The sequence below is a fragment of the Streptomyces sp. MK37H genome (assembly GCF_018035285.1).
GTDB lineage: Bacteria > Actinomycetota > Actinomycetes > Streptomycetales > Streptomycetaceae > Streptomyces > Streptomyces endocoffeicus.
The window spans coordinates 1-17,091 of the sequence record NZ_JAAAYH010000179.1; the positions used below are offsets into that span (position 1 = coordinate 1).

Sequence of the window (17,091 nt, forward strand, 5' to 3'; positions counted from 1 at the left end):
CCCTCACACCCCGCCGGGTCGGTTGTGCCGCCGGGCTCAGCTTGTGCCCGCTGGGCCGTTCTTCAATCCCGGATGGCATTCTTCCGGGTACGTACGAAGGAGAACTCCCATCACTGGCTGTTGAGAAAATCTGTCATGGAGAGAGTAGACATGGATGTGTGCGGGGGTTAGTGTTTCTTCGTACCCAAGAAGTCGAAGAGGGCACGGCAGAGATGAACTGCCGTGCGAGCAGGTCAAGCAGGACGCGGAACGGCAGTGGAGTGGCGGGGCCGGGATAGGAGTGGGTTCCTTCACTGACTGCCGGGCCGAGCGGCCCCAGGGGCCGCATGCACCACCCGCGATATCCAGCAGTACAACCGAGTAACCGAATGAGGTAAGGAGCAGACGCCATCAGGATCGCCCGGGCGAAGCAGAACACCGCTCGGGTACCGCAGACCCCGGATTGGAAGGTGGTCCCCGGTCACGCAGCCGCGATCCCCGTACCTCCGCCCTCCCAGGCGGACCAGCGGAACAAGAAAGTCGGCGCAGTCAGCCGGCAGATGGTGTTGAAAGCTCGGGGCCCGGGTGCCAGTACGGCACCCGGGCCCCTCGACGCGTCCCTATGGAAGAAGAGGTCTATGCCCCCTCGCAGTGCCCACCCCGTCGACAAGCTCGACGACGATGACTACCCCGCCTACACCATGGGCCGGGCCGCCGACATGCTCGGCGCCACCCCCGCCTTCCTCCGCGCCCTGGGCGAGCACCGTCTGATCACCCCACTGCGCTCCGAAGGCGGCCACCGCCGCTACTCCCGCTACCAGCTGCGCATCGCCGCCCGCGCCCGCGAACTCGTCGACGCCGGCACCCCCATCGAAGCCGCCTGCCGCATCATCATCCTCGAAGACCAGCTCGAAGAAGCCCAGCGCATCAACGAAGAACTGCGCACCCGCGGCGCCACCTCGTAACGACGTCTCGAGACCGACCTGCCCGCCCTGATCACCGCTGCGGGCACGACCTCACCCGCGACGGCAGAGTTTGCCCCGGGGGCCAGAGTCCTACACCGTGAACCAGGCCCATCCGCCGCAGCGAGGTTCATGAGCCTTGCCTCGCTTGGTCAACTCTTCACACCCCAACGCAGGGCCGACCGGCAGGCCGGGCCAACTCTCACGCTCAGCCAAGCACGCTGAAGCACTCACGGGCCAGACCGGGCGCTCAGTCACCTCGGGCCGTCCGGACGGGCTTGACGCGGACACCGCTGGACATGCACAGGCCCCGGAACCGGGCGACGGATTCCGGGGCCTGTGCATGGCTGGTGACCACACGCTGGGGCTGGTTTGCCCGTGCCCGGCCTGGCGGTGGTGTGGAGGGCGAGGGCGAGGGCGCGGCAGTGCGGCCCGGGACTTGCCCCGGGACCCTGTCGGCCGCGGCGCAAAGCGGTCTTCGCGTCCATCCCCGCGATTGTCTCTGCTGTGGTGCCAGCAGCGAATCGCGGTGGGTGATCAGCTTGACTGTGGGCGTCCGAAGAGCAGGTCGTAGCCTGGCGGGAGTTGGAGCAGGATGCGGTTCATCAGGTCCTCACTCGCGACATCGGCCACGACGCTGAGTACAGCGCTGACGTCCCAGGTTGCGGTCTTCTCGGTGGCGCCTTCGATCCAGGCTGCGGTCGCCCGGATGAACCGCTCGGGTGACAGCGGTTCGTGTGCCTGGAGGGGACTGAGGAGGATCAGCGCCAGCGATTCCGGCAGCCGGTCGGCCAACTCGGCGCGTACCTCACCCACCAGATGAGCGCCCAGCAGTGCCAAGACGACGCGGGAGGCCCGCTCTGCCTCCTGCGGTGTGGGATATTCGCCGCGTTCCTGGATCGCGGCGATGTACGCGTCCCAGCGCATGCGCATGACGTCTTCCCTCCGGAATGGGTGGCCGCACAGAGGCGAAGCGCGCGGACGGAAGCCGCCGTGTCCGTCTCCTGCCGCGGTCTTCAGCTGCTGATGTACGTGTACGAGTCGCCGCCGCTGACGGCGAGCTTGCGGGGCTTGGCCTGATCGGCGACCGGGGTACACAGCCGCAGCATGCCGGCCCCGTGCGACGCGTCGATGCGATCATGGCTTCGCTGCTTCATACGTTGCTGCGGTGCCTGGCATCGTTGGTTCGAACCGGGCCAGCCCACGGAAGGGGTCGGTTCGCGCGAGCATCATCGGTCTCCTCACTTACTCCCCTCGAAGACGGGATGGACTCCTCGACGCAGTCCTATCTTGCTCGCATGCCGGGATTTGACACCTAGCCGAAGCGGCAATTTGGGGTGGTTGCGGGCTATGCGGCGGAAACACCGACGAGCTTTCGGCCGATCGGGGAATTGCCGCTCGCCGCGTTCGGCGCCGCTTACCCACGAGGTGGTGCTGGGGCTGGCCACGACCAGACGCGGCTGCGGGCACCGGGCGACCGGGGTAGCAGGTCAGTCGGACAGGTCCGCCCGGCCGAAACAGCGTGGCGTAGCCTGACGGCAGCTGGCTGAGGATCTGGTTCAGCTCCCCGCCGGAGACGGCATCGGCCAAGGTCGACAGCACCGCGCTGGCGTCCCACTCGGCCGTGTGGGGGCGTGCACCGACCCGTTCGGCGACGCGTCGGCAGAACTCCTCCACGCCGAACCTCTCCGCCTGCCGCTCCGGCTCGCCCGTCAGTGGCGCACGTAGCTCCTTGGGCAGCTGTGCCGCCAGGTCCGTCGCCTCACCCGGCGTGATTCGCTGGGCGAGGACCTCAAGGACCGCGATGGTGATCTTCTCGGCTTCCTCCCGGCCGGTGTCCTCGCCACGTTCACGCACCTGCGCCAGAAACTCGTCGTGCCTCATCGCTCTCCTCCGCTTGTTGATCTTGATGCGAGCACTTATTGCCACACACGCAGTGGGAATATGAGTCGTATTGGGATGATTATGGATAGTGGAGGTCTCGGTCAGGGGGACTTCCGGAACGCAAGCCAGCCGTGGCGCGCCACCTGGCGAGGAGCCTTTCGGAAGGAGATGATCGGAAATGACGCTTCCGGTTCGGCGCCAGCAGACCGGTACGGTGTGGGACCCGTTCCGCGAGTTCAACGACCTGTACCAGCGCATGGGCCAGCTGTGGCAGTCGGCCGTCCCTGGAGGCGGCGGCCTGCTCGGTGAAGCGTGGGCGCCGCTGGCCGACCTGGAGGAGACCGACGATGCCTACCTCCTCGAGGTCGACCTGCCCGGCGTGAAGAAGGACGACATCACCATCGAGCTGAACGCCGGCGAGCTGTCGGTGCACGGCGAGATCAAGGAAAAGGAACGCACCGGTGTGCTGCGCCATCGCACCCGGCGCACCGGCCAGTTCGACTACCGGGTGACGCTGCCGCAGGGCACCGACGCAGAGCACATCAGCGCCGAACTCGCTGAGGGGGTACTCACCGTCAAGGTCCCCAAGGCCGAGAAGGCCAGGCCCGGGCGCATCGAGATCACCGGCTGACGACCGCGTACACCGCCCGAGCCCGCCCACTGCGGCAGGCTCGGCGTATGTCAGCGCAGGACAGGTGAGATTCCCGACGGTGACTGACGTCCTCATTGAGTCGGCGGAGGCTGCGGGCTGCCTCTTCCTGACGGATCTGCGCCAGCAGGTACGGCCGGGACGCCGATGCAGGGTAAGGTGCGGAGGTTTCTGGCCGAGGGCAGCCTGCCCAGCTGTGCCTGTTCCCGCGATTGCCCTCTGCCTGGCGGGGACGGTGTGCCGCGACGGTGGCGAGTGCCGGTCCTGGACGGGACCGAGCGACTGGGCGTCTTGGGCGTGGACCTCGCCGAGCACGTCGGTGTCGAACAGGCCCGGGCGGTGGCCTTCCTGGTCGGCCTGCCGGTGGTGAGCAAGCGACCGCACAGCGACCCCTACGTGCGGCTGGTGCGCGCCGGGGCGATGAACCTCGTCACCGAGCTGCAGTGGAACCTGATGCCGCCGCGCTCGTTCCCCGGCCGGGACGTGGTGATCCCTGCGGCCATGGAGTCGGCCTGCACCGTTCGTGGCGATGCGTTCGACTACGCGGTCGCCGGTGGTCAGGTCCATCTGGCCGTCTTCGACGCCATGGGGCACAACAGCCGTGCCGGGCTGGCCGCGAACCTGGTGGTGGCTGCCTGCCGCAACCAGCGGCGCCAGGGCGTGGGCCTGGCCGCCACCCGGGGGCGGATCGAGCAGAGCCTGATCGAGCACTTCGGGTACCCCCCTACACCGACGGCATCATCGAAGCCCGCGACCGCTACGGCCGCCACATTCGGCCTGGCCGGTTCGCCGACTTCATCGTCCGCCACCACGCCGACGGCCTGCCCGTCCCGGAGACCCTGCGCCGCCTGATATGGGCGGTACTTGACCACCACGACGGGCAGATGGCCGACGACGCCACCGTGCTGTGCCTGGAATGGCGCGGCCCCAGCCGCAACCCCGCCATGCGCCCCGCCGACGGAGCGGCAGCCACAGGCGGGGGAGTGAGCAAAGCGGGGGTGGAATGGCCGGCCCAGCAGGCCGCCCGCGCGCCGCTCCCGCCCGCTGTCCTGGTGCGATGACGTTCGTCAAGGGCGTCGGTTACGCCGCTTTGCAGTGCTTGTTGCCGGTCAGGACGGTCTGCAGGCGCTGGTAGCGGTCGAGGTCTTCCCAGGTGGCGTGATCGGGCGGGCTGGGGTTGCCACGTCCGCTGCCCCAGGCCCAGACGCTGGCGGTGATGCCCGCAGCCAGCGGGATGACCAGCCACAGCAAGGCGCCCACGATCAAGATCTTCTTCGTCGTCGGTCGGCGTTGGCGCGCATGGCACAGGCGGCTCCTCAGGCCGTGAGCTGCTTGGGTGCCCCGCCGGAGATGGCGATCTTGCGGGGCTTGGCGTGTGAGGCCAGCGGGATGCGCAGCGTGAGGACGCCGTTGTCGTAGGCAGCCTCGGCCGCTGTGGTGTCCAGGACGTCGGAAAGGGCCAGACGACGCGTGAAACGGCCGGTGGGGCGCTCGTTGAGCAGGGGCCGGGCGTCGGCAGGAATCGGGGACGGGCGCTCGGCGGTCAGTGTCAGCCTGTCACGCTCCGTGGTCACCTCAATGCTGGAGCGGTCCATGCCCGGCAGGTCGAACTGCAGGTAGAGCGCTTCATCGTCACGCCAGGCATCCGCCGGGATGACGGTGCCGACCGTAGTGGCGGTCTGTGCGAGCTGGTGCACGAGCCGGTCGAGATCACCCAGAGCGCCGGTACGCGCAAGCATGTCCTGTTCTCCCTTCAATCTGCACACCCCGCGGGACGTCGACGGTCCGCAGTGCGGCCGGACGAAAACGAGTACTGTCCATCCATATAGCCGATCGCAGACTTATTGACAAGTGCACACTGGATGAAGTTGATAGAACTCCACTCAATCCCTGTCGCGTGCAGTGAACTGAACGGTCGGTTGCGCCGACGGAGGTGACCCGCGCACGCGACGGTGTGCCGGTCGGCGCAGAGAGCTGGAATGGAGGTCGCTGGTGACGGAGAGCAGGAAGAGCATCTGGCTGCTGGAGGCCCGTGGTGCCGCGGCGGTGGTGTTCGGGGTGCTGACGCTTTTCTGGCCGCAGATGACGGTGCTGGCTCTGGCCTGAGTGTTCGGCGCCTACACATTGGTCGACGGTGTGGTGCTCATGGGCGCGGCGTGGCGGCGCCGTAGCGAGCGCCGACCCGCGCTGACCTGTGCGACGGCTGGGGCGCTGGGCGTCGTCGCCGGTCCGATGACAGCCCTGTGGCCGGGTCTGACGGCGCTTGTGCTGGTGGTCTTGGCGGGCGGCTGGGCCATCGTCACGGCTGTGTGGAGCTGTGGGCCACGCGGATGCGGCATGAGGTGCGGTATGCGTGGTGGTGGCGGGCCTCTGCCGCGGTGCCGGTGGTGGCGGGTGTGCTGCTGTGGCTGCGTCCGGATGCCGGTGCGGTGGCTATCGCGCTGGTCCTGGGCGTGTACGCGCTGGTCGTGGGCGGCATCTGGCCGGCCGCCGCCTGGCGGGAGTACCGCGCGCACCGCGCCCGCGGCTCCCGGTGGTGGACAGGAACGACGTCCGGTGCGCGCGTGGCCCACTGATCCCTACCCGTGTTTTCTTCAGCGGACCGCGGGCCGGCCTGCCGTGCGCTCAGGCGTGCCAGAAGGCAGGTGGGTATCCCATGGCGCGGCTGTATATCGACGACGGCGAGCTGGTGGTGGCTCTGCCATGGCGGTGGGCGCTCGCGGCGCGCCGCCGCACCGTGCACCTGCCGCCGCAGTGCGTGGACGAAGTGCGCAACGAGCCGCACTGGTGGCGGGTGGTGCGTCCACGCCCGGAGCGCCGTTGCCGCTTCCGCCCCGGGCGCTGGTGCGTGGGCGAGCTGGAGCACGCGCGCGGCCGGGACTTCGTCGCCCTGCGCACGCAGGGGCCGGTGCTCGTGATCTCGACCTTCGGCCGCGACGCACCGTACGCCCGGCTGGCTCTGTCGACCGACGACCACGAAGCTGCCGCGAGTCGGCTGCGGCAGGCTGCCGCCGAGAGCGCCCCGCAAAAAATTGAGTCGCAGGTTGTCAACTTTCCGGCGGCGTTGTATATCAGAAGCAGAAGGGAAATAGCGGGAACGATCTTCAAGGAGGGATGATCATGCTGATGCGGACGGATCCCTTCCGCGAGCTTGACCGGCTCGTCGATCGGGTCTGGGGCACGGCCGCGCACCCGGCTGGCATGCCGATGGATGCCTGGCGCGAGGGCGACACGTTCTTCGTGGAGCTGGACCTGCCGGGCGTGGACCCGGAGTCCATCGACCTCGATGTCGAGCGCAACGTCCTGACGGTGAAGGCCGAACGCAAGCAGGCATACGGCGACAACGGTGACACGGTGATCACCGAGCGGCCTGCGGGGACGTTCAGCCGGCAGTTGTTCCTGGGCGACACTCTCGACGCTGAGCGGATCGAAGCCTCCTACGAGGCGGGTGTGCTGAAGCTGCGCGTTCCGGTCGCCGAGCAGGCCAAGCCCCGCAAGATCGCCATCAGTGGCGGCAGTGACCGCAAGGAACTGGACAGCTGACCCAGCAAGAGCTTCGTCTCGAGGCCCCGGGCGACTGGCCCGGGGCCTTGCCGTCTTCGGGGGCTGGGCTGTCGGGCGGTGCGATCATTTCAAAACTGGCCGTCAGGGGCTGGCGCTCATGGTATGCCGGATGATCTCCAGTCCATCAGTGGTCCCCTCGCAAGCGCGCCGCAGGCTGGAGATGGCCGCGACGCAGCCCTCACCGCGTCTCCCGTGCGGGGACCCTCCTTCAACTGCTCTGTCCACATGGCAACGGGCCACGTGGGCCCGGCGTCAATCGGTCTCTCGCGTGCGGGTTTCGTGCGCATCAGGACCGGGCCGGGCGTTCCGGCTCTCCGCCACCGGCGTCGAACACCTTGGTGAAGATGGCCCCGCACCGGCAGCGGGAGTGCTCGATCAGTTCCCCGTCTTCGGACACGCTCAGCCCCTGGCTGAGCCGCACGTGCACGTGATCGCCCATGGTGGGCTGCTTTCTTTGACATCCTTGGTCAGGCCATGGTGGAGGTGGGCCCCTTTGCCCGGCAATGTCGCAGCTCACACCGTCGTAGTGGCTCCTGAACTGCGTGACCAGGTGGTCGACGATCCGCTGGTCCCAGTCATCACCGCCCAGGCGGGTGTCGCCACGGTGGCTTTGACCTCGATGACGCCCTCGCCCATCTCCGGCAGCGACACGTCGAGGATGTCGCCGCCGGCCGGGCACTCGTCCTGGCCGGCGGGGCGTCCGTGCTCGCGGCGAGCCTGGCTGTTTGCCTGCCCTGGCCGACACCCGGCGGGATGTCCCGCCACCGCGATCGGACTACCTGGCGGTCTCCGGATCGGCGGACTGCGTGTCTCCCATCTCCACGCGGAAGGGGTATGTCCCGGCTGCGGTGAACGTGTCGTGGATCGGCATGATGAGCGAGGTGAGGCGACGGACGTTCGCGTCGCCGATCGGCGTCCACAGCGCGGCGCAGTGCTCGTCGGTCTCGTCCTCGATCTGCTCGCGCGCCGCGATGCCGGCATCGGTCGCGGTGCCGTCGGCGTTGAGCCAGCCGCGTGCGACGAGGCGTGCCGTTGCCGCAGCCACCTCCTCGTCGTTCCACAGGCGGGTGGCACGTGCGATCGCTTCCGGGAAGTGACCTGTCGCGGTTTGCAGAACGTTGCAGTCGCACGGCCCGAGGTCGTTGGCGGCGCCCACGATGAAATGCGCGTCGCCGCGCCACTCGCGCACCACCGTGATCTGCTGCCATAGCGCGACGAGCGGATCGGATGGGAGGGGAACCGAGGCGTTGGCGGCAGCCATCGTCTTTCCGGCGTAGTCGGCACTCGCGACGACCGGGTCAATCAGCGATCGTGCCTCCGCGATCTGATCGGTGGTGAAGTTTACGTCGACGCGCTGCAACGCACGATCGACGGCCGCGAAGCGAGCGGCCTGCCACTGCTCTGGCGTTGCGGTATCCCACACGCCTGCCATGGCCTGCACCGACCGCGGGCTGAAGTTGTAGAAGGCCGCGAGCGTGACCTGCCACGGGACCACGCCCATCGGGGCCGACCGGAACGCGAAGTACGCCAGTCCGTACTCGGTCACGCCGAGCTTGGCGGCCTCTTCCGGTGCCTCGGGGATGAAGTAGATGAACAGGTGGGTCGCGTTGATGGTGAGGCTGACCTTGCGAACGGCATTCATGTCCATGTTGGCACGGCCAAAGGTGCTGGCGAGATGCATCGCAGGTTGTCTCCTGGTAAGTCAGTCGAAGGATCAACGTCGGGTAAGGGGGCGGTGCAAGGGTGACCGCACTCAACCTCAAGCGGTGAAGTGCAAGATCGTCTTTGGTCTATCCGGTAGGTCAGGACGGCTCTGGTGCGGTGATCCGTGCGCAGATCGCGCCGAGTTCCCGCACTTCGATCCGGACCGTGTCTCCCGGTGCCAGACAGGGGCGGTGGCCGGACAGCTCCTGGATGCAGCCGGTGCCCGCGGGGCCGCTGGCGAGGATGTCACCGGCTCGCAGCGTGGTGCCGCGCGACGCGTGCGCCAGCATCTCGCCGAACGACCAGTGGATCTCGTCCCAGCTGCCGCCGCCGTAATGCTCGTCGTTGACGTACCCGTCCATCCGCAACGCATAGCCCTTGGCCGAGCGGTAGGACTCCAGCTCGTCGGGGGTGACGAGGAACGGGCCGAGGCTGGTCGAGGCGTCCTTGCTCTTGGACGGGCCGTACACGAACCCCATCTCGCTTGCAGAGATATCGCGTGCGCTCCAGTCGCAGTAGACCAGGTAGCCGGCGATGTGCTTCTCCGCCGTGGCGGCGTCGAGGTTCGAACAGTCCCCGGCGATCACCGCGGCGACCTTGACCTCGTAGTCCCACGACTGCGCGCCCGGGTCGATGGGGATCTCGTCGTGCGGTCCCTTGATCGCCGCCGGGTTGGAGAAGTAGAAGAGCGGATACTCGTACCAGACGGGGCTGACCGTGCCGTCGCCGACGGCTGCCTTACCCGCGTTGCTGACGTGGCGCTCGAACGCGGCGAAGTCCCGGACCGCCGGGGGTACGGGCATCGGCGCCAGCAGTGGACTGTGCAACACGGGAGCGCTCTGGCTGGCCGCGGGTACATGCTCTGATCAGGAACGATGTCACTTTGCGGCATCAGGCAGTACGAGCCAGCATGAACGCCTGTGTGCTCGTAATGCGTAGGTCTCGGGTTCGAAGCCCGAAGGCGGCTCCGGACCCGCGGCAGGATCACCACCCCCCTGTCCGCCGATCGGGAGATCCTTCGGCCTGCGGTGGCAGGAGACGTGCTTCGTGTCGCCAGAGGACTCGAATGAGGGATCACGTGCGTGGCAGTGTTCGAGACCAGAGCATCACAACACGCTCAGTTGTAGTTCCGGTGGCAGCGGGTATGGGCCCGGGCCCTTGAGGGTTCGGTGGATGGGCGTGGTCACTGTGTGTCGCAGTCCGGGCAGTCCGGACACAGTCTGGGTCAGGTAGCGGTACAAGAGTTGCGCCGACTCCACCTGGATGCTCGCGTACAGGTTCGTCGCGCCGGTCACCGCCGCGGCGAAGGACACCTCGGGATGTGCCGCCAGGGCCTCGCCTGCCTCGACCAGCCGCGCGGGGTCGATCTCCAGCCAGAGCGCGATCCTGAGCTTTCGGTGCAGGACGTCGGGGTGGTAGTCCACGTCGAAGTACAGCACGCCTTCGGCGTGTAGATCGTTGATGCGGCGGCGCACTGTGGACTCGGACAGCTTGGTGGCCGCGGCCAGTTCGCCCACCGGGGCCCTTCCGTCGCGGGCCAGCAGGTCGAGCAGCAGTCGGTCGCGGTCGTCCAGCACGACGGGTTCCGAGCCGGCTGTCCGCCCTCCGTGCGTTGGCTGCGGGGTCAGTGCGGCGACCTGTGCGTCGGTCAGCGGTCCGCTCTTGTTGATGAAGCCGAGGTCCTGGCCGAAGAACACATGCAGGACGCAGTGCGCGGAGACGTCGACCACTCGGGGGGTGCGAGGCAGCTTCTGCACCAGGAAGGGCTCCTCCAGGCCGGGCCCGCGGGCGCGAACCGCGGCCATCGTCTCCGTTCCCCCCGAGGTGAGGTTGACCCAGGTGGTGTCCGTGCGCCGGGCCAGCGCCGAGCCGATGGAGGCGGATGCGTCCGGAGTGCACCGCACGCGCACGAACCATGACAGGTCCCCCAGCCGGAACGGGTCGGTCAGACCCAGCACGCGCAGTTTCCCGGTGGTGCGCAGGCGGGTAAAGCGGCGAGCCGCGGTCTGGTCGGAGACGCCGAGCACGGCCGCGATCTCGGTGAAGGAGGCGCGGCCGTTGAGCTGGAGGGCGTGTGCCAGGGCCAGGTCTTCATCGGTGAGGTGATGCCCCACACGGTCGGGACTGTCGAGATACGTCTTCACGGCATCGATTCTAGGGAATACGTGCAAATTGGGCCGTGCGAATTATCTGATCGCGTGCACCCCGTCAACAGTTGTCGAGGACCGGGACTTCGGTCCATTCCCCGATCCCTGAATGGAAATGACGACATGCGTAAGCGGAGACCGCTCATAGCGGTCTGTCTCGGCGCGTGCATCCTGCTGGTGGACGTCACCATCGTGAACGTGGCGCTGCCCAGCATGGCCCGTGACCTCGGCGCGTCCTTCGCGTCGCTGCAGTGGGTCATCGACGCCTACGCGCTGGCTCTGGCGGCGCTGCTGCTCGCTGCCGGCGCTTTCGCCGACCGCTATGGGCACCGGCGAGCCTATGTGGGCGGGCTCGCACTGTTCGCCGTGGCCTCGCTCGTGGGCGGCTTCGCTCCCGATGCCGGGGTGCTCATCGCCGCCCGGGCTGTGCGGGGCACCGGCGGAGCCGCCATGTTCGCCACCGCTCCCGTTCTGCTGCTGGCCTCTTACCAGGGGTGGAACCGCGGTACGGCCTTCGGGCTGTGGGGTGCGACCAACGGGGCCGCAGCGGCGGCGGGTCCGCTGCTGGGCGGCGTCCTGACGCAGCACCTCAGCTGGCCCGCAATCTTCTGGATCAACCTGCCCGTCGCGGTCGTGGCCATCGTTCTGACCCGGCGCTTCATGGCTGCCGACCGGCCGGTCGCGGCCGGCCGGAAGAACCGCATCGACCTCCCCGGGGCCGCGACCTTCAGCGTGGCCGCCGGCACCCTCGTTTACGGACTCATCCGCGGGTCCGACGACGGCTGGGGCTCGCCAGGCACCCTTGTCTCCTACGCTGTCGCCGCGCTCGCCCTCGTGGCCTTCGTGGTGGTGGAACACCGCACCGCCCACCGGGGCGAAACCCCGATGCTGGACCTGGCGCTGCTGCGCAACGCCTCCTTCACCGGGCTGTTGACCGGCGCGCTTCTCCTGCAGGCCAGCCCCTTCGGCTGCCTCGCGCTCGTGTCGCTGTGGCTGCAGCCCCTGGCCGGACTCGCTCCCATCGGGGCGGGACTCGCTCTGACCCCGCTCGCGGCCGCGTCGTTCCTCGTCTCGGCGGTGGCCGGCCGGCACATCCAGCGGCTCTCCCCGCGCCTGCCCGTCGGGCTGGGTCTGCTGCTGATGGCGGCGGGCATGCTCCTGCTGCGCGCCGGTATGACGGAGGGCGCGAGCGCGACGTCGCTCACCTGGGGGCTGGTCGTCACCGGTTTCGGGGTAGGCCTGGCCACGCCCGTCCTTGTCTCCGCCGCCACCTCCGCCGTGCCGCGGCAGCGCGCCGGCATGGCGGGCGGAGCCATCAACACGGCGCGCCAACTGCGCATGACCCTGGCCATCGCGGTCCTCGGCGCCGTCTTCGCGAGCAATGCCGCCACCACGCTGACAGACGGCGAGCTGCCGTACGCCGCCGACGGCGCCGACGCCCTGGACTCGGGTCAGGCGAACGAGGTGATCGCCTCCGCACCGGCCGGCCACCGCGAAGCGGCGGCCGACCTCGCCCACCAGGCTTTCGCCGCTGCGGTGGACCACGTCTTCCTCCTCTCGGCCCTGGCCGCGGCCGTCGGCGCCGGGCCGTACTGCTCCTGGTCCGTCCGGCACCCGGGTCTGACCCCGTCCGTACCTCCGAGGCCGCGGGCAAGGCATCCACCCCTGCGCGGACGTGACGCCAACGCCGGCCCAGCGGAAAGGAGGGCGCGGCCCACGGCTCCGGAACTGGTGGGAGACAGGACGGCGAACAGGGCGCGGGCGCGGTCGCCGCCCGCTGCCGGGCTCCGGCGACGGGCTGACGCCACGGCGCTCTGAGATCGGCCGGCAGGCGGACACGCCGAGCGGTTGACGGCCACGGCGAAGGTCACGGATGCGTTGCGCGAAGTCGTCTGGCGCACTCACACAAGTTGCGCCGTGAGTCGACCTTCGTCACCTCACCCGTTCAACGTCGAGACATTGAAAGAACACCACCGTCTCGTACGTGATCGCGCCGTGTACCGGTCTCATGTCGGAGGAACTCAAACCTCCGCCGGGCCGGCAGGAATCACTCAAGACAGTCATGACAAAAGGACGTGCGAAATGGGAAATGTAGTGCTGGTCCACGGTGCTTGGAGTGACGGCTCGATCTGGCAGGAAGTCATAGGCGACCTGCACGAACAGGGCCATCAAACACTGGCCGTCCAGTTGCCGATGACCTCACTCGCGGACGACATCGCCTGGACCCGTCGGCACATCGACGCGCTGGAAGGACCGGTCACCCTCGTCGGACACTCCTACGGCGGCACCGTCATCTCCGGCGCGGCACTCGAGCATCCCAAGGTCAACTCCTTGGTCTTCGTGGCCGGCTACGTGCCTGTCGAGGGGGAGACCATCGGCATGCTGAGCGACAAGGGTGCCGAGATGCCAGGCCGCGTGGCCCTGCGGTTCGCTGCGGACGGCTGGTCGGACGTAGACCCGGAACTGTTCGGTGACGCACTCGCCCACGACCTGCCGCCCCGCCTTGCCCGGAGCCTGGCCGCCGTGCAGAAGCCGACCCATGGAGCCTGCCTGACGGCCCCGGCCTCTGCGGGCGCCTGGCACGACCTCCCCTGCGGCTACGTCCTCTCCGCCCACGACCGGATCCTCGATCCCCAACTGCAGCGCTGGTTCGCCACACGCGCCGGAGCCGTCGTCACCGAGCTCCCCAGCAGTCATCTCTCGCCACTGTCACATCCCGAGGAAGTGGCCGCGGCAATCTCGGCGATGCTGCGGCCCGAAGAGGATTCCGCAAGCTGATCCGAGCTGCGGCCCTGTCCCTCAATTCCCAGCGTGCCGGCCCGGGTCATGTCCGGTCCCGCGCGGCCGAAGCGGGCTGAGCACGGCGGGGTACGCCGCGCTCAGACCGGCGGCATCGGCGAGATCCGCCAGAAGCCGTGCCCCGCCTGCCCTACGTCACCGCACTGGATCAACTGAACGCCCCTGGACGGTCCTTACGACCTGTGCCAAGTGGGACCGTCATGCTCAGAGCGGGTGGCGACCGTCCTGCGGCTACGGCCCGCGGATGGTCGCCCTGCGCCAGCGGCGAGCGGGGACGGCCGGGGGCGAACGGGCAGCAACGGAACTTCACGTGGCCGCGCGAACTCCCGTGTGACCCAGTCGCGGCCACCTGCAGAACCTCGATTCCAGAGCCCGGCCGACCCATCACCCGGACGAGCGGTTGCCAATTGATCGCTTGTCCGTTTAGGCGGATGCCGGGAGCAAGGTCCACGCCAGTCGCTCATACGTCAGTTGGCGCGCAGCAAAACGGCGCTACCGGAGGCCTGGGCGATCGTGCGCCACTTTTACGACGTCGAATCCGGCCGTATGGAGCTCGCAGCCCGTGAGCGAGGCAGGGACTACGAGCGGTTCGACATCCCCGTCGCACGTGACGGTGGGATCACCGGCCTGCTGGCCGAGGCCGCGCTCCCCGACCGACGCTTCGATGTCGTGATCTGTGAAAGCACCTCACGGGTCGCCCGGCGCATGTTCGAGAACCTCTCCGCCGAGCGGGACCCTTGAACGGGCTGGCGTCCCGCTCTTCGTCCGGAACGACCCCATCAAGTTGGACGGTGGGCGAGCGCAGCAGGTCCTGCAGCGCCGTATCAATCAGTCTGTCGCCGAGTACGAGGTGTTCAACGCCTCGAGACCTCCTGGGGCGGGCTGTGCACCCACGTGCACGAAGGCTGGAACATCGGCAAACCCCCGTACGGCTACCGGGCCAAGCACTATCGCCACCCCAATCCCGTCAAGGCCGAGCGCGGTGCGACCAAGTCGCACCTGGAGCCCGATGGCGTGCGTGCGGAGACGGTCACGCAGATTGCGCCCTGGCGGTATTACGAACGCCTCGGCTACGCCACCATCGTCGACCGTCTCAACGCCGACCCGGAGAAGTACCCGCCGCCCGTCCCGCCCGGTGGCGCCGCGAAGGCGCGCGGTGCGTGGAGCAAGTCGGCGGTGTGCGCGATCCTGCGCGCCCCCAAGTACACGGGCTACCAGGTCTTCAACCGGCGCGCCCGCCGCAGCCGCAGAAGGATGCTGCCGAGGTGGTCGCGGCGGCGTATGCCGCGGCGGGTTAACACGTCGCGATCGTCGATCGGCGTGGGCAATCGGCGTAGCGGTCGGGCGTTGGCGATGCCGTGGTGCGGCCGGTGGGCGATGTAGAACTGCTCGCCGGGGAAGTTGAATGTGCTGGTCGAGGAGTACCGGGATGCCGTTATCGAGGTTCCGGCGTCGTACGTGGCTGGCACACCGTCGCCGACCGCGTCGGATGCTGCGGTGGCTGACGACGGCCGGGGCTCTCTGCGTCCAGAGGACGATCTCACGGCGAATCGGCGAGGCATGGCTGTGAGTGCGAAGCTCAATGAGGTCGCCCCGGGCATCGCGGCCGCACTCGATGGCGAGCGGCGGATGGAGTTCTACCGCGAGCTCCTGGCGGTCGCGCCGGAGGACGCCGAGGGTGTCCTGCGCCGCTGGTGGTGCGAGGCGCTGCTGGACACCGACCCGTCCGGTGGCCGGTTCACCGAGGCCGTGCTGAACGGCACCCTGCCCACGAAGAGCGTCGCGGCGGCTATCACGCGCCGCCAGGCGGCCGGGCTGCCCGTTGAGTGAGCCGCACGGCCAAGAGCCGGAAGGCTGGCCGTGTGAACTGTCCGAAGAAGTCGAAGCGCTGGCCGACTTATCCCTGGTGTCTCTTGAACGAGGGCCAGCGTCACCTCGGCACGCTGGAGAGTGGGGAGGTGCCGCCCGGCGAAGTAACACCCCGACCAGCTCCAGCAGGGACAGCCCGAGCAGGCTGCCGCAGATCAGATCGCCCAGGACGAACCGCGCCGGGTCGCCCGTGGTAATCGCGGCGATGCCCGTGCCGATGACGGCGGTGCCTAAAGCCCAAGACCGGGAAGTTGGGGCGGTTGTGGCTGGTCGGGTGGGTTGACATGGGAACGGAGCCCGGCGCGGACTGTGAGTGTCGAGGTCACGGTTCGTGGGGGCTCCGTTGTCTGTTCAGTGTGCCACCGATGGGGTGGTTCGGGACCGGTCGTGGGTGTGGTTGCCTGCGCATTTAGGGGCGTTGACGCGGTGGGTTCCGCCGTCGTTGGTGGACGAGGTCGTTGAGGCGTCCAGCCGTGGGGAGCATCGGGTGCGGTTGCTGCCGGCCCGGGTGGTGGTCTACTTCGTGCTGGCCATGGGGCTGTTCACGGACTGCGGGTATCGGAGGGTGTGGGCGGCGCTGACGGCCGGATGGCCGTTCGGGAGCGTGGCTGATCCGTCGGCGGCGGCCTTACGACAGGCTCGACGGCGCCTGGGGGCCGAGCCGCTGGCCTTGCTGTTCAACCGGCTGCGCGGACCGGTCGGCACAGCGGGAACGCTCGGGGTGTTCTGGCGGGGGCTGCGGCTGGTGGCCTGGGACGGCACGTGCCTGGAGGTGCCCGACAGCAGGGCGAATGTGGCCCGCTTCCGTCGGCATGCATCCCGGACCACACGTCCGGCGGGCTATCCACAGGTGCGGCTGACCGCGCTGGTCGAGTGCGGCACCCGCGCGCTGATCGACGCGGTCTTCGGACCGCAGCAGTACACCGAACTGCCGCAGGCCCGTGCCCTGCTGCCGTCATTGGGACCCGGGATGTTTGTTGCTGGCAGACCGCGGCTACGACGGATACGAAGCCTTACGGGACGCCGCCGCCACCGGCGCCGATCTGCTGTGGCGGGTGCAGGCCGGGCGCCTGTTGCCGGTGATCCGCCCGCTGCCGGACGGCACCCACCTCACGTTGATCACCGACCGCCGCTCCGGCGACCGCCTGGCCAAGTGGCTGCACCGCGGCCGCACCGGCCAGATGCCGGTCACCACTCGTGGATAAAGCCAGCCGTGGCAAACAATCGCCTGCTCCCTCCCCCGGCGCTTCGGGCAGGGTGACCTTCTGATGTACCCGTTGCAACCGTGGGCGCAGGCGAGGTGTCCTCCCGCAGCGTGATGTCCTCGGTGCTGCCCAAGGCCCGCAGTAAGAGTGAATCGCTCGGCGGTGGGGGGATAGTTTGAGGTGTCCACGATCCGGGAGGGGGCCCGATGAGGCGTACGGAAGCGGCCAAGCGGTTGGGGAGGTTCGTGCGGGAGCACCGTACTGATGGCGCGCGGCGCCTGCGGCAGGCTGGTATCTGGCTGGTGGCCGGGGCTGTGGGCACGGCCTTC

The 17,091-nt window shown here is 68.7% G+C and carries 22 protein-coding genes and 2 pseudogenes; 14 read left to right on the forward strand and 10 right to left on the reverse strand.

Annotated elements, in window-relative coordinates; all coding sequences use genetic code 11:
• Positions 1-617 precede the first annotated feature (617 nt).
• The gene (locus tag GWI24_RS23770; RefSeq protein WP_210947942.1) at positions 618-944 is read left to right on the forward strand and encodes a MerR family transcriptional regulator; all 327 of its coding nucleotides are present in this window, start codon (positions 618-620) and stop codon (positions 942-944) included.
• A gap of 534 nt (positions 945-1,478) precedes the next feature.
• Here GWI24_RS23770 and GWI24_RS23775 read toward each other — a convergent pair.
• The 3 genes from GWI24_RS23775 to GWI24_RS23785 form a co-directional block, all read right to left on the reverse strand.
• Positions 1,479-1,874 carry a DUF2267 domain-containing protein gene (locus tag GWI24_RS23775; RefSeq protein WP_210947943.1) on the reverse strand — a complete coding sequence of 132 codons (396 nt, stop codon included), beginning with the start codon at positions 1,872-1,874 and terminating at the stop codon, positions 1,479-1,481.
• 83 nt (positions 1,875-1,957) lie between these two features.
• Positions 1,958-2,098, reverse strand: coding sequence for a hypothetical protein (locus GWI24_RS23780; RefSeq protein ID WP_210947944.1), 141 nt, complete (start codon positions 2,096-2,098; stop codon positions 1,958-1,960).
• Between the two features lie 88 nt (positions 2,099-2,186).
• A complete protein-coding gene (locus GWI24_RS23785) occupies positions 2,187-2,825 on the reverse strand; it encodes a DUF2267 domain-containing protein (RefSeq protein ID WP_210947945.1) in 639 nt (212 codons plus the stop codon).
• A gap of 178 nt (positions 2,826-3,003) precedes the next feature.
• Between GWI24_RS23785 and GWI24_RS23790 the strand changes: the two genes are divergently transcribed.
• The 3 genes from GWI24_RS23790 (at position 3,004) to GWI24_RS46930 (ending at position 4,535) form a co-directional block, all read left to right on the forward strand.
• Entirely contained in the window at positions 3,004-3,456 is a 453-nt protein-coding gene (locus tag GWI24_RS23790) for an Hsp20/alpha crystallin family protein (protein WP_210947946.1), read from the forward strand.
• A 273-nt stretch (positions 3,457-3,729) separates the two neighbouring features.
• Complete coding sequence (locus tag GWI24_RS23795) at positions 3,730-4,326, forward strand: hypothetical protein (RefSeq protein ID WP_247616792.1); 597 nt, start codon at positions 3,730-3,732, stop codon at positions 4,324-4,326.
• A complete protein-coding gene (locus GWI24_RS46930) occupies positions 4,245-4,535 on the forward strand; it encodes a hypothetical protein (RefSeq protein ID WP_374103335.1) in 291 nt (96 codons plus the stop codon). The genes GWI24_RS23795 and GWI24_RS46930 overlap by 82 nt, the downstream gene beginning before the upstream one ends.
• Before the next feature lie 19 nt (positions 4,536-4,554).
• Here GWI24_RS46930 and GWI24_RS23800 read toward each other — a convergent pair whose 3' ends face one another.
• Entirely contained in the window at positions 4,555-4,734 is a 180-nt protein-coding gene (locus GWI24_RS23800; protein ID WP_210947948.1) for a hypothetical protein, read from the reverse strand.
• Between the two features lie 56 nt (positions 4,735-4,790).
• A complete protein-coding gene (locus GWI24_RS23805; protein ID WP_210947949.1) occupies positions 4,791-5,213 on the reverse strand; it encodes an Hsp20/alpha crystallin family protein in 423 nt (140 codons plus the stop codon).
• A gap of 570 nt (positions 5,214-5,783) precedes the next feature.
• On the opposite strand from GWI24_RS23805, the gene GWI24_RS45495 reads away from it, so the two are divergent.
• The 3 genes from GWI24_RS45495 (at position 5,784) to GWI24_RS23820 (ending at position 7,017) form a co-directional block, all read left to right on the forward strand.
• Positions 5,784-6,050, forward strand: a complete 267-nt coding sequence (locus GWI24_RS45495) for a DUF308 domain-containing protein (RefSeq protein WP_308343973.1) — start codon at positions 5,784-5,786, stop codon at positions 6,048-6,050.
• 80 nt (positions 6,051-6,130) lie between these two features.
• Positions 6,131-6,592, forward strand: a complete 462-nt coding sequence (locus GWI24_RS23815; RefSeq protein ID WP_210947950.1) for a hypothetical protein — start codon at positions 6,131-6,133, stop codon at positions 6,590-6,592.
• 2 nt (positions 6,593-6,594) lie between these two features.
• The gene (locus tag GWI24_RS23820) at positions 6,595-7,017 is read left to right on the forward strand and encodes an Hsp20/alpha crystallin family protein (RefSeq protein ID WP_210947951.1); all 423 of its coding nucleotides are present in this window, start codon (positions 6,595-6,597) and stop codon (positions 7,015-7,017) included.
• A gap of 307 nt (positions 7,018-7,324) precedes the next feature.
• Here the strand turns inward: GWI24_RS23820 and GWI24_RS23825 are convergent, their stop codons facing one another.
• From GWI24_RS23825 to GWI24_RS23845, 5 genes and pseudogenes are all read right to left on the reverse strand, one after another.
• On the reverse strand, positions 7,325-7,477 hold the full coding sequence (locus GWI24_RS23825) for a hypothetical protein (protein ID WP_210947958.1): 153 nt from the start codon (positions 7,475-7,477) through the stop codon (positions 7,325-7,327).
• 84 nt (positions 7,478-7,561) lie between these two features.
• Positions 7,562-7,707 (reverse strand): annotated as a pseudogene (locus GWI24_RS23830) (Hsp70 family protein); the annotation flags it as partial.
• Between the two features lie 106 nt (positions 7,708-7,813).
• Positions 7,814-8,719, reverse strand: coding sequence for a hypothetical protein (locus GWI24_RS23835; protein WP_210947952.1), 906 nt, complete (start codon positions 8,717-8,719; stop codon positions 7,814-7,816).
• A gap of 121 nt (positions 8,720-8,840) precedes the next feature.
• Complete coding sequence (locus tag GWI24_RS23840; protein ID WP_210947953.1) at positions 8,841-9,572, reverse strand: fumarylacetoacetate hydrolase family protein; 732 nt, start codon at positions 9,570-9,572, stop codon at positions 8,841-8,843.
• A gap of 276 nt (positions 9,573-9,848) precedes the next feature.
• Positions 9,849-10,886, reverse strand: coding sequence for an Lrp/AsnC family transcriptional regulator (locus GWI24_RS23845; RefSeq protein WP_210947954.1), 1,038 nt, complete (start codon positions 10,884-10,886; stop codon positions 9,849-9,851).
• 126 nt (positions 10,887-11,012) lie between these two features.
• Here GWI24_RS23845 and GWI24_RS23850 point away from each other — a divergent pair, with 126 nt between their 5' ends.
• The 7 genes and pseudogenes from GWI24_RS23850 (at position 11,013) to GWI24_RS45505 (ending at position 16,762) form a co-directional block, all read left to right on the forward strand.
• A complete protein-coding gene (locus GWI24_RS23850) occupies positions 11,013-12,707 on the forward strand; it encodes an MFS transporter (protein ID WP_247616793.1) in 1,695 nt (564 codons plus the stop codon).
• A gap of 264 nt (positions 12,708-12,971) precedes the next feature.
• On the forward strand, positions 12,972-13,667 hold the full coding sequence (locus GWI24_RS23855) for an alpha/beta fold hydrolase (protein WP_247616794.1): 696 nt from the start codon (positions 12,972-12,974) through the stop codon (positions 13,665-13,667).
• A gap of 567 nt (positions 13,668-14,234) precedes the next feature.
• The gene (locus tag GWI24_RS23860) at positions 14,235-14,429 is read left to right on the forward strand and encodes a hypothetical protein (protein ID WP_210947955.1); all 195 of its coding nucleotides are present in this window, start codon (positions 14,235-14,237) and stop codon (positions 14,427-14,429) included.
• 153 nt (positions 14,430-14,582) lie between these two features.
• Positions 14,583-15,071 (forward strand): recombinase family protein, encoded by a 489-nt coding sequence (locus GWI24_RS23865; RefSeq protein WP_210947956.1) that lies wholly within the window; start codon positions 14,583-14,585, stop codon positions 15,069-15,071.
• Between the two features lie 177 nt (positions 15,072-15,248).
• Positions 15,249-15,518 (forward strand): hypothetical protein, encoded by a 270-nt coding sequence (locus GWI24_RS23870; RefSeq protein ID WP_210947957.1) that lies wholly within the window; start codon positions 15,249-15,251, stop codon positions 15,516-15,518.
• 484 nt (positions 15,519-16,002) lie between these two features.
• Positions 16,003-16,179 (forward strand): annotated as a pseudogene (locus GWI24_RS45500) (transposase domain-containing protein); the annotation flags it as partial.
• A gap of 355 nt (positions 16,180-16,534) precedes the next feature.
• Positions 16,535-16,762: a hypothetical protein gene (locus GWI24_RS45505; protein WP_247616799.1), complete on the forward strand. Its 228-nt coding sequence runs from the start codon at positions 16,535-16,537 to the stop codon at positions 16,760-16,762.
• Positions 16,763-17,091 lie beyond the last annotated feature (329 nt).

Bases quoted from the DNA above. Each gene is read 5' to 3' on its own strand.
- GWI24_RS23860 (WP_210947955.1), top strand. From the start codon at position 14,235: ATGGAGCTCGCAGCCCGTGAGCGAGGCAGGGACTACGAGCGGTTCGAC.
- GWI24_RS23785 (WP_210947945.1), bottom strand. From the start codon at position 2,825: ATGAGGCACGACGAGTTTCTGGCGCAGGTGCGTGAACGTGGCGAGGAC.
- GWI24_RS23780 (WP_210947944.1), bottom strand. From the start codon at position 2,098: ATGAAGCAGCGAAGCCATGATCGCATCGACGCGTCGCACGGGGCCGGC.
- GWI24_RS23820 (WP_210947951.1), top strand. From the start codon at position 6,595: ATGCTGATGCGGACGGATCCCTTCCGCGAGCTTGACCGGCTCGTCGAT.
- GWI24_RS23870 (WP_210947957.1), top strand. From the start codon at position 15,249: ATGGCTGTGAGTGCGAAGCTCAATGAGGTCGCCCCGGGCATCGCGGCC.
- GWI24_RS23775 (WP_210947943.1), bottom strand. From the start codon at position 1,874: ATGCGCATGCGCTGGGACGCGTACATCGCCGCGATCCAGGAACGCGGC.
- GWI24_RS23815 (WP_210947950.1), top strand. From the start codon at position 6,131: ATGGCGCGGCTGTATATCGACGACGGCGAGCTGGTGGTGGCTCTGCCA.
- GWI24_RS23805 (WP_210947949.1), bottom strand. From the start codon at position 5,213: ATGCTTGCGCGTACCGGCGCTCTGGGTGATCTCGACCGGCTCGTGCAC.
- GWI24_RS23825 (WP_210947958.1), bottom strand. From the start codon at position 7,477: ATGGGCGATCACGTGCACGTGCGGCTCAGCCAGGGGCTGAGCGTGTCC.
- GWI24_RS23855 (WP_247616794.1), top strand. From the start codon at position 12,972: ATGGGAAATGTAGTGCTGGTCCACGGTGCTTGGAGTGACGGCTCGATC.
- GWI24_RS23770 (WP_210947942.1), top strand. From the start codon at position 618: ATGCCCCCTCGCAGTGCCCACCCCGTCGACAAGCTCGACGACGATGAC.
- GWI24_RS23790 (WP_210947946.1), top strand. From the start codon at position 3,004: ATGACGCTTCCGGTTCGGCGCCAGCAGACCGGTACGGTGTGGGACCCG.
- GWI24_RS23850 (WP_247616793.1), top strand. From the start codon at position 11,013: ATGCGTAAGCGGAGACCGCTCATAGCGGTCTGTCTCGGCGCGTGCATC.
- GWI24_RS23835 (WP_210947952.1), bottom strand. From the start codon at position 8,719: ATGCATCTCGCCAGCACCTTTGGCCGTGCCAACATGGACATGAATGCC.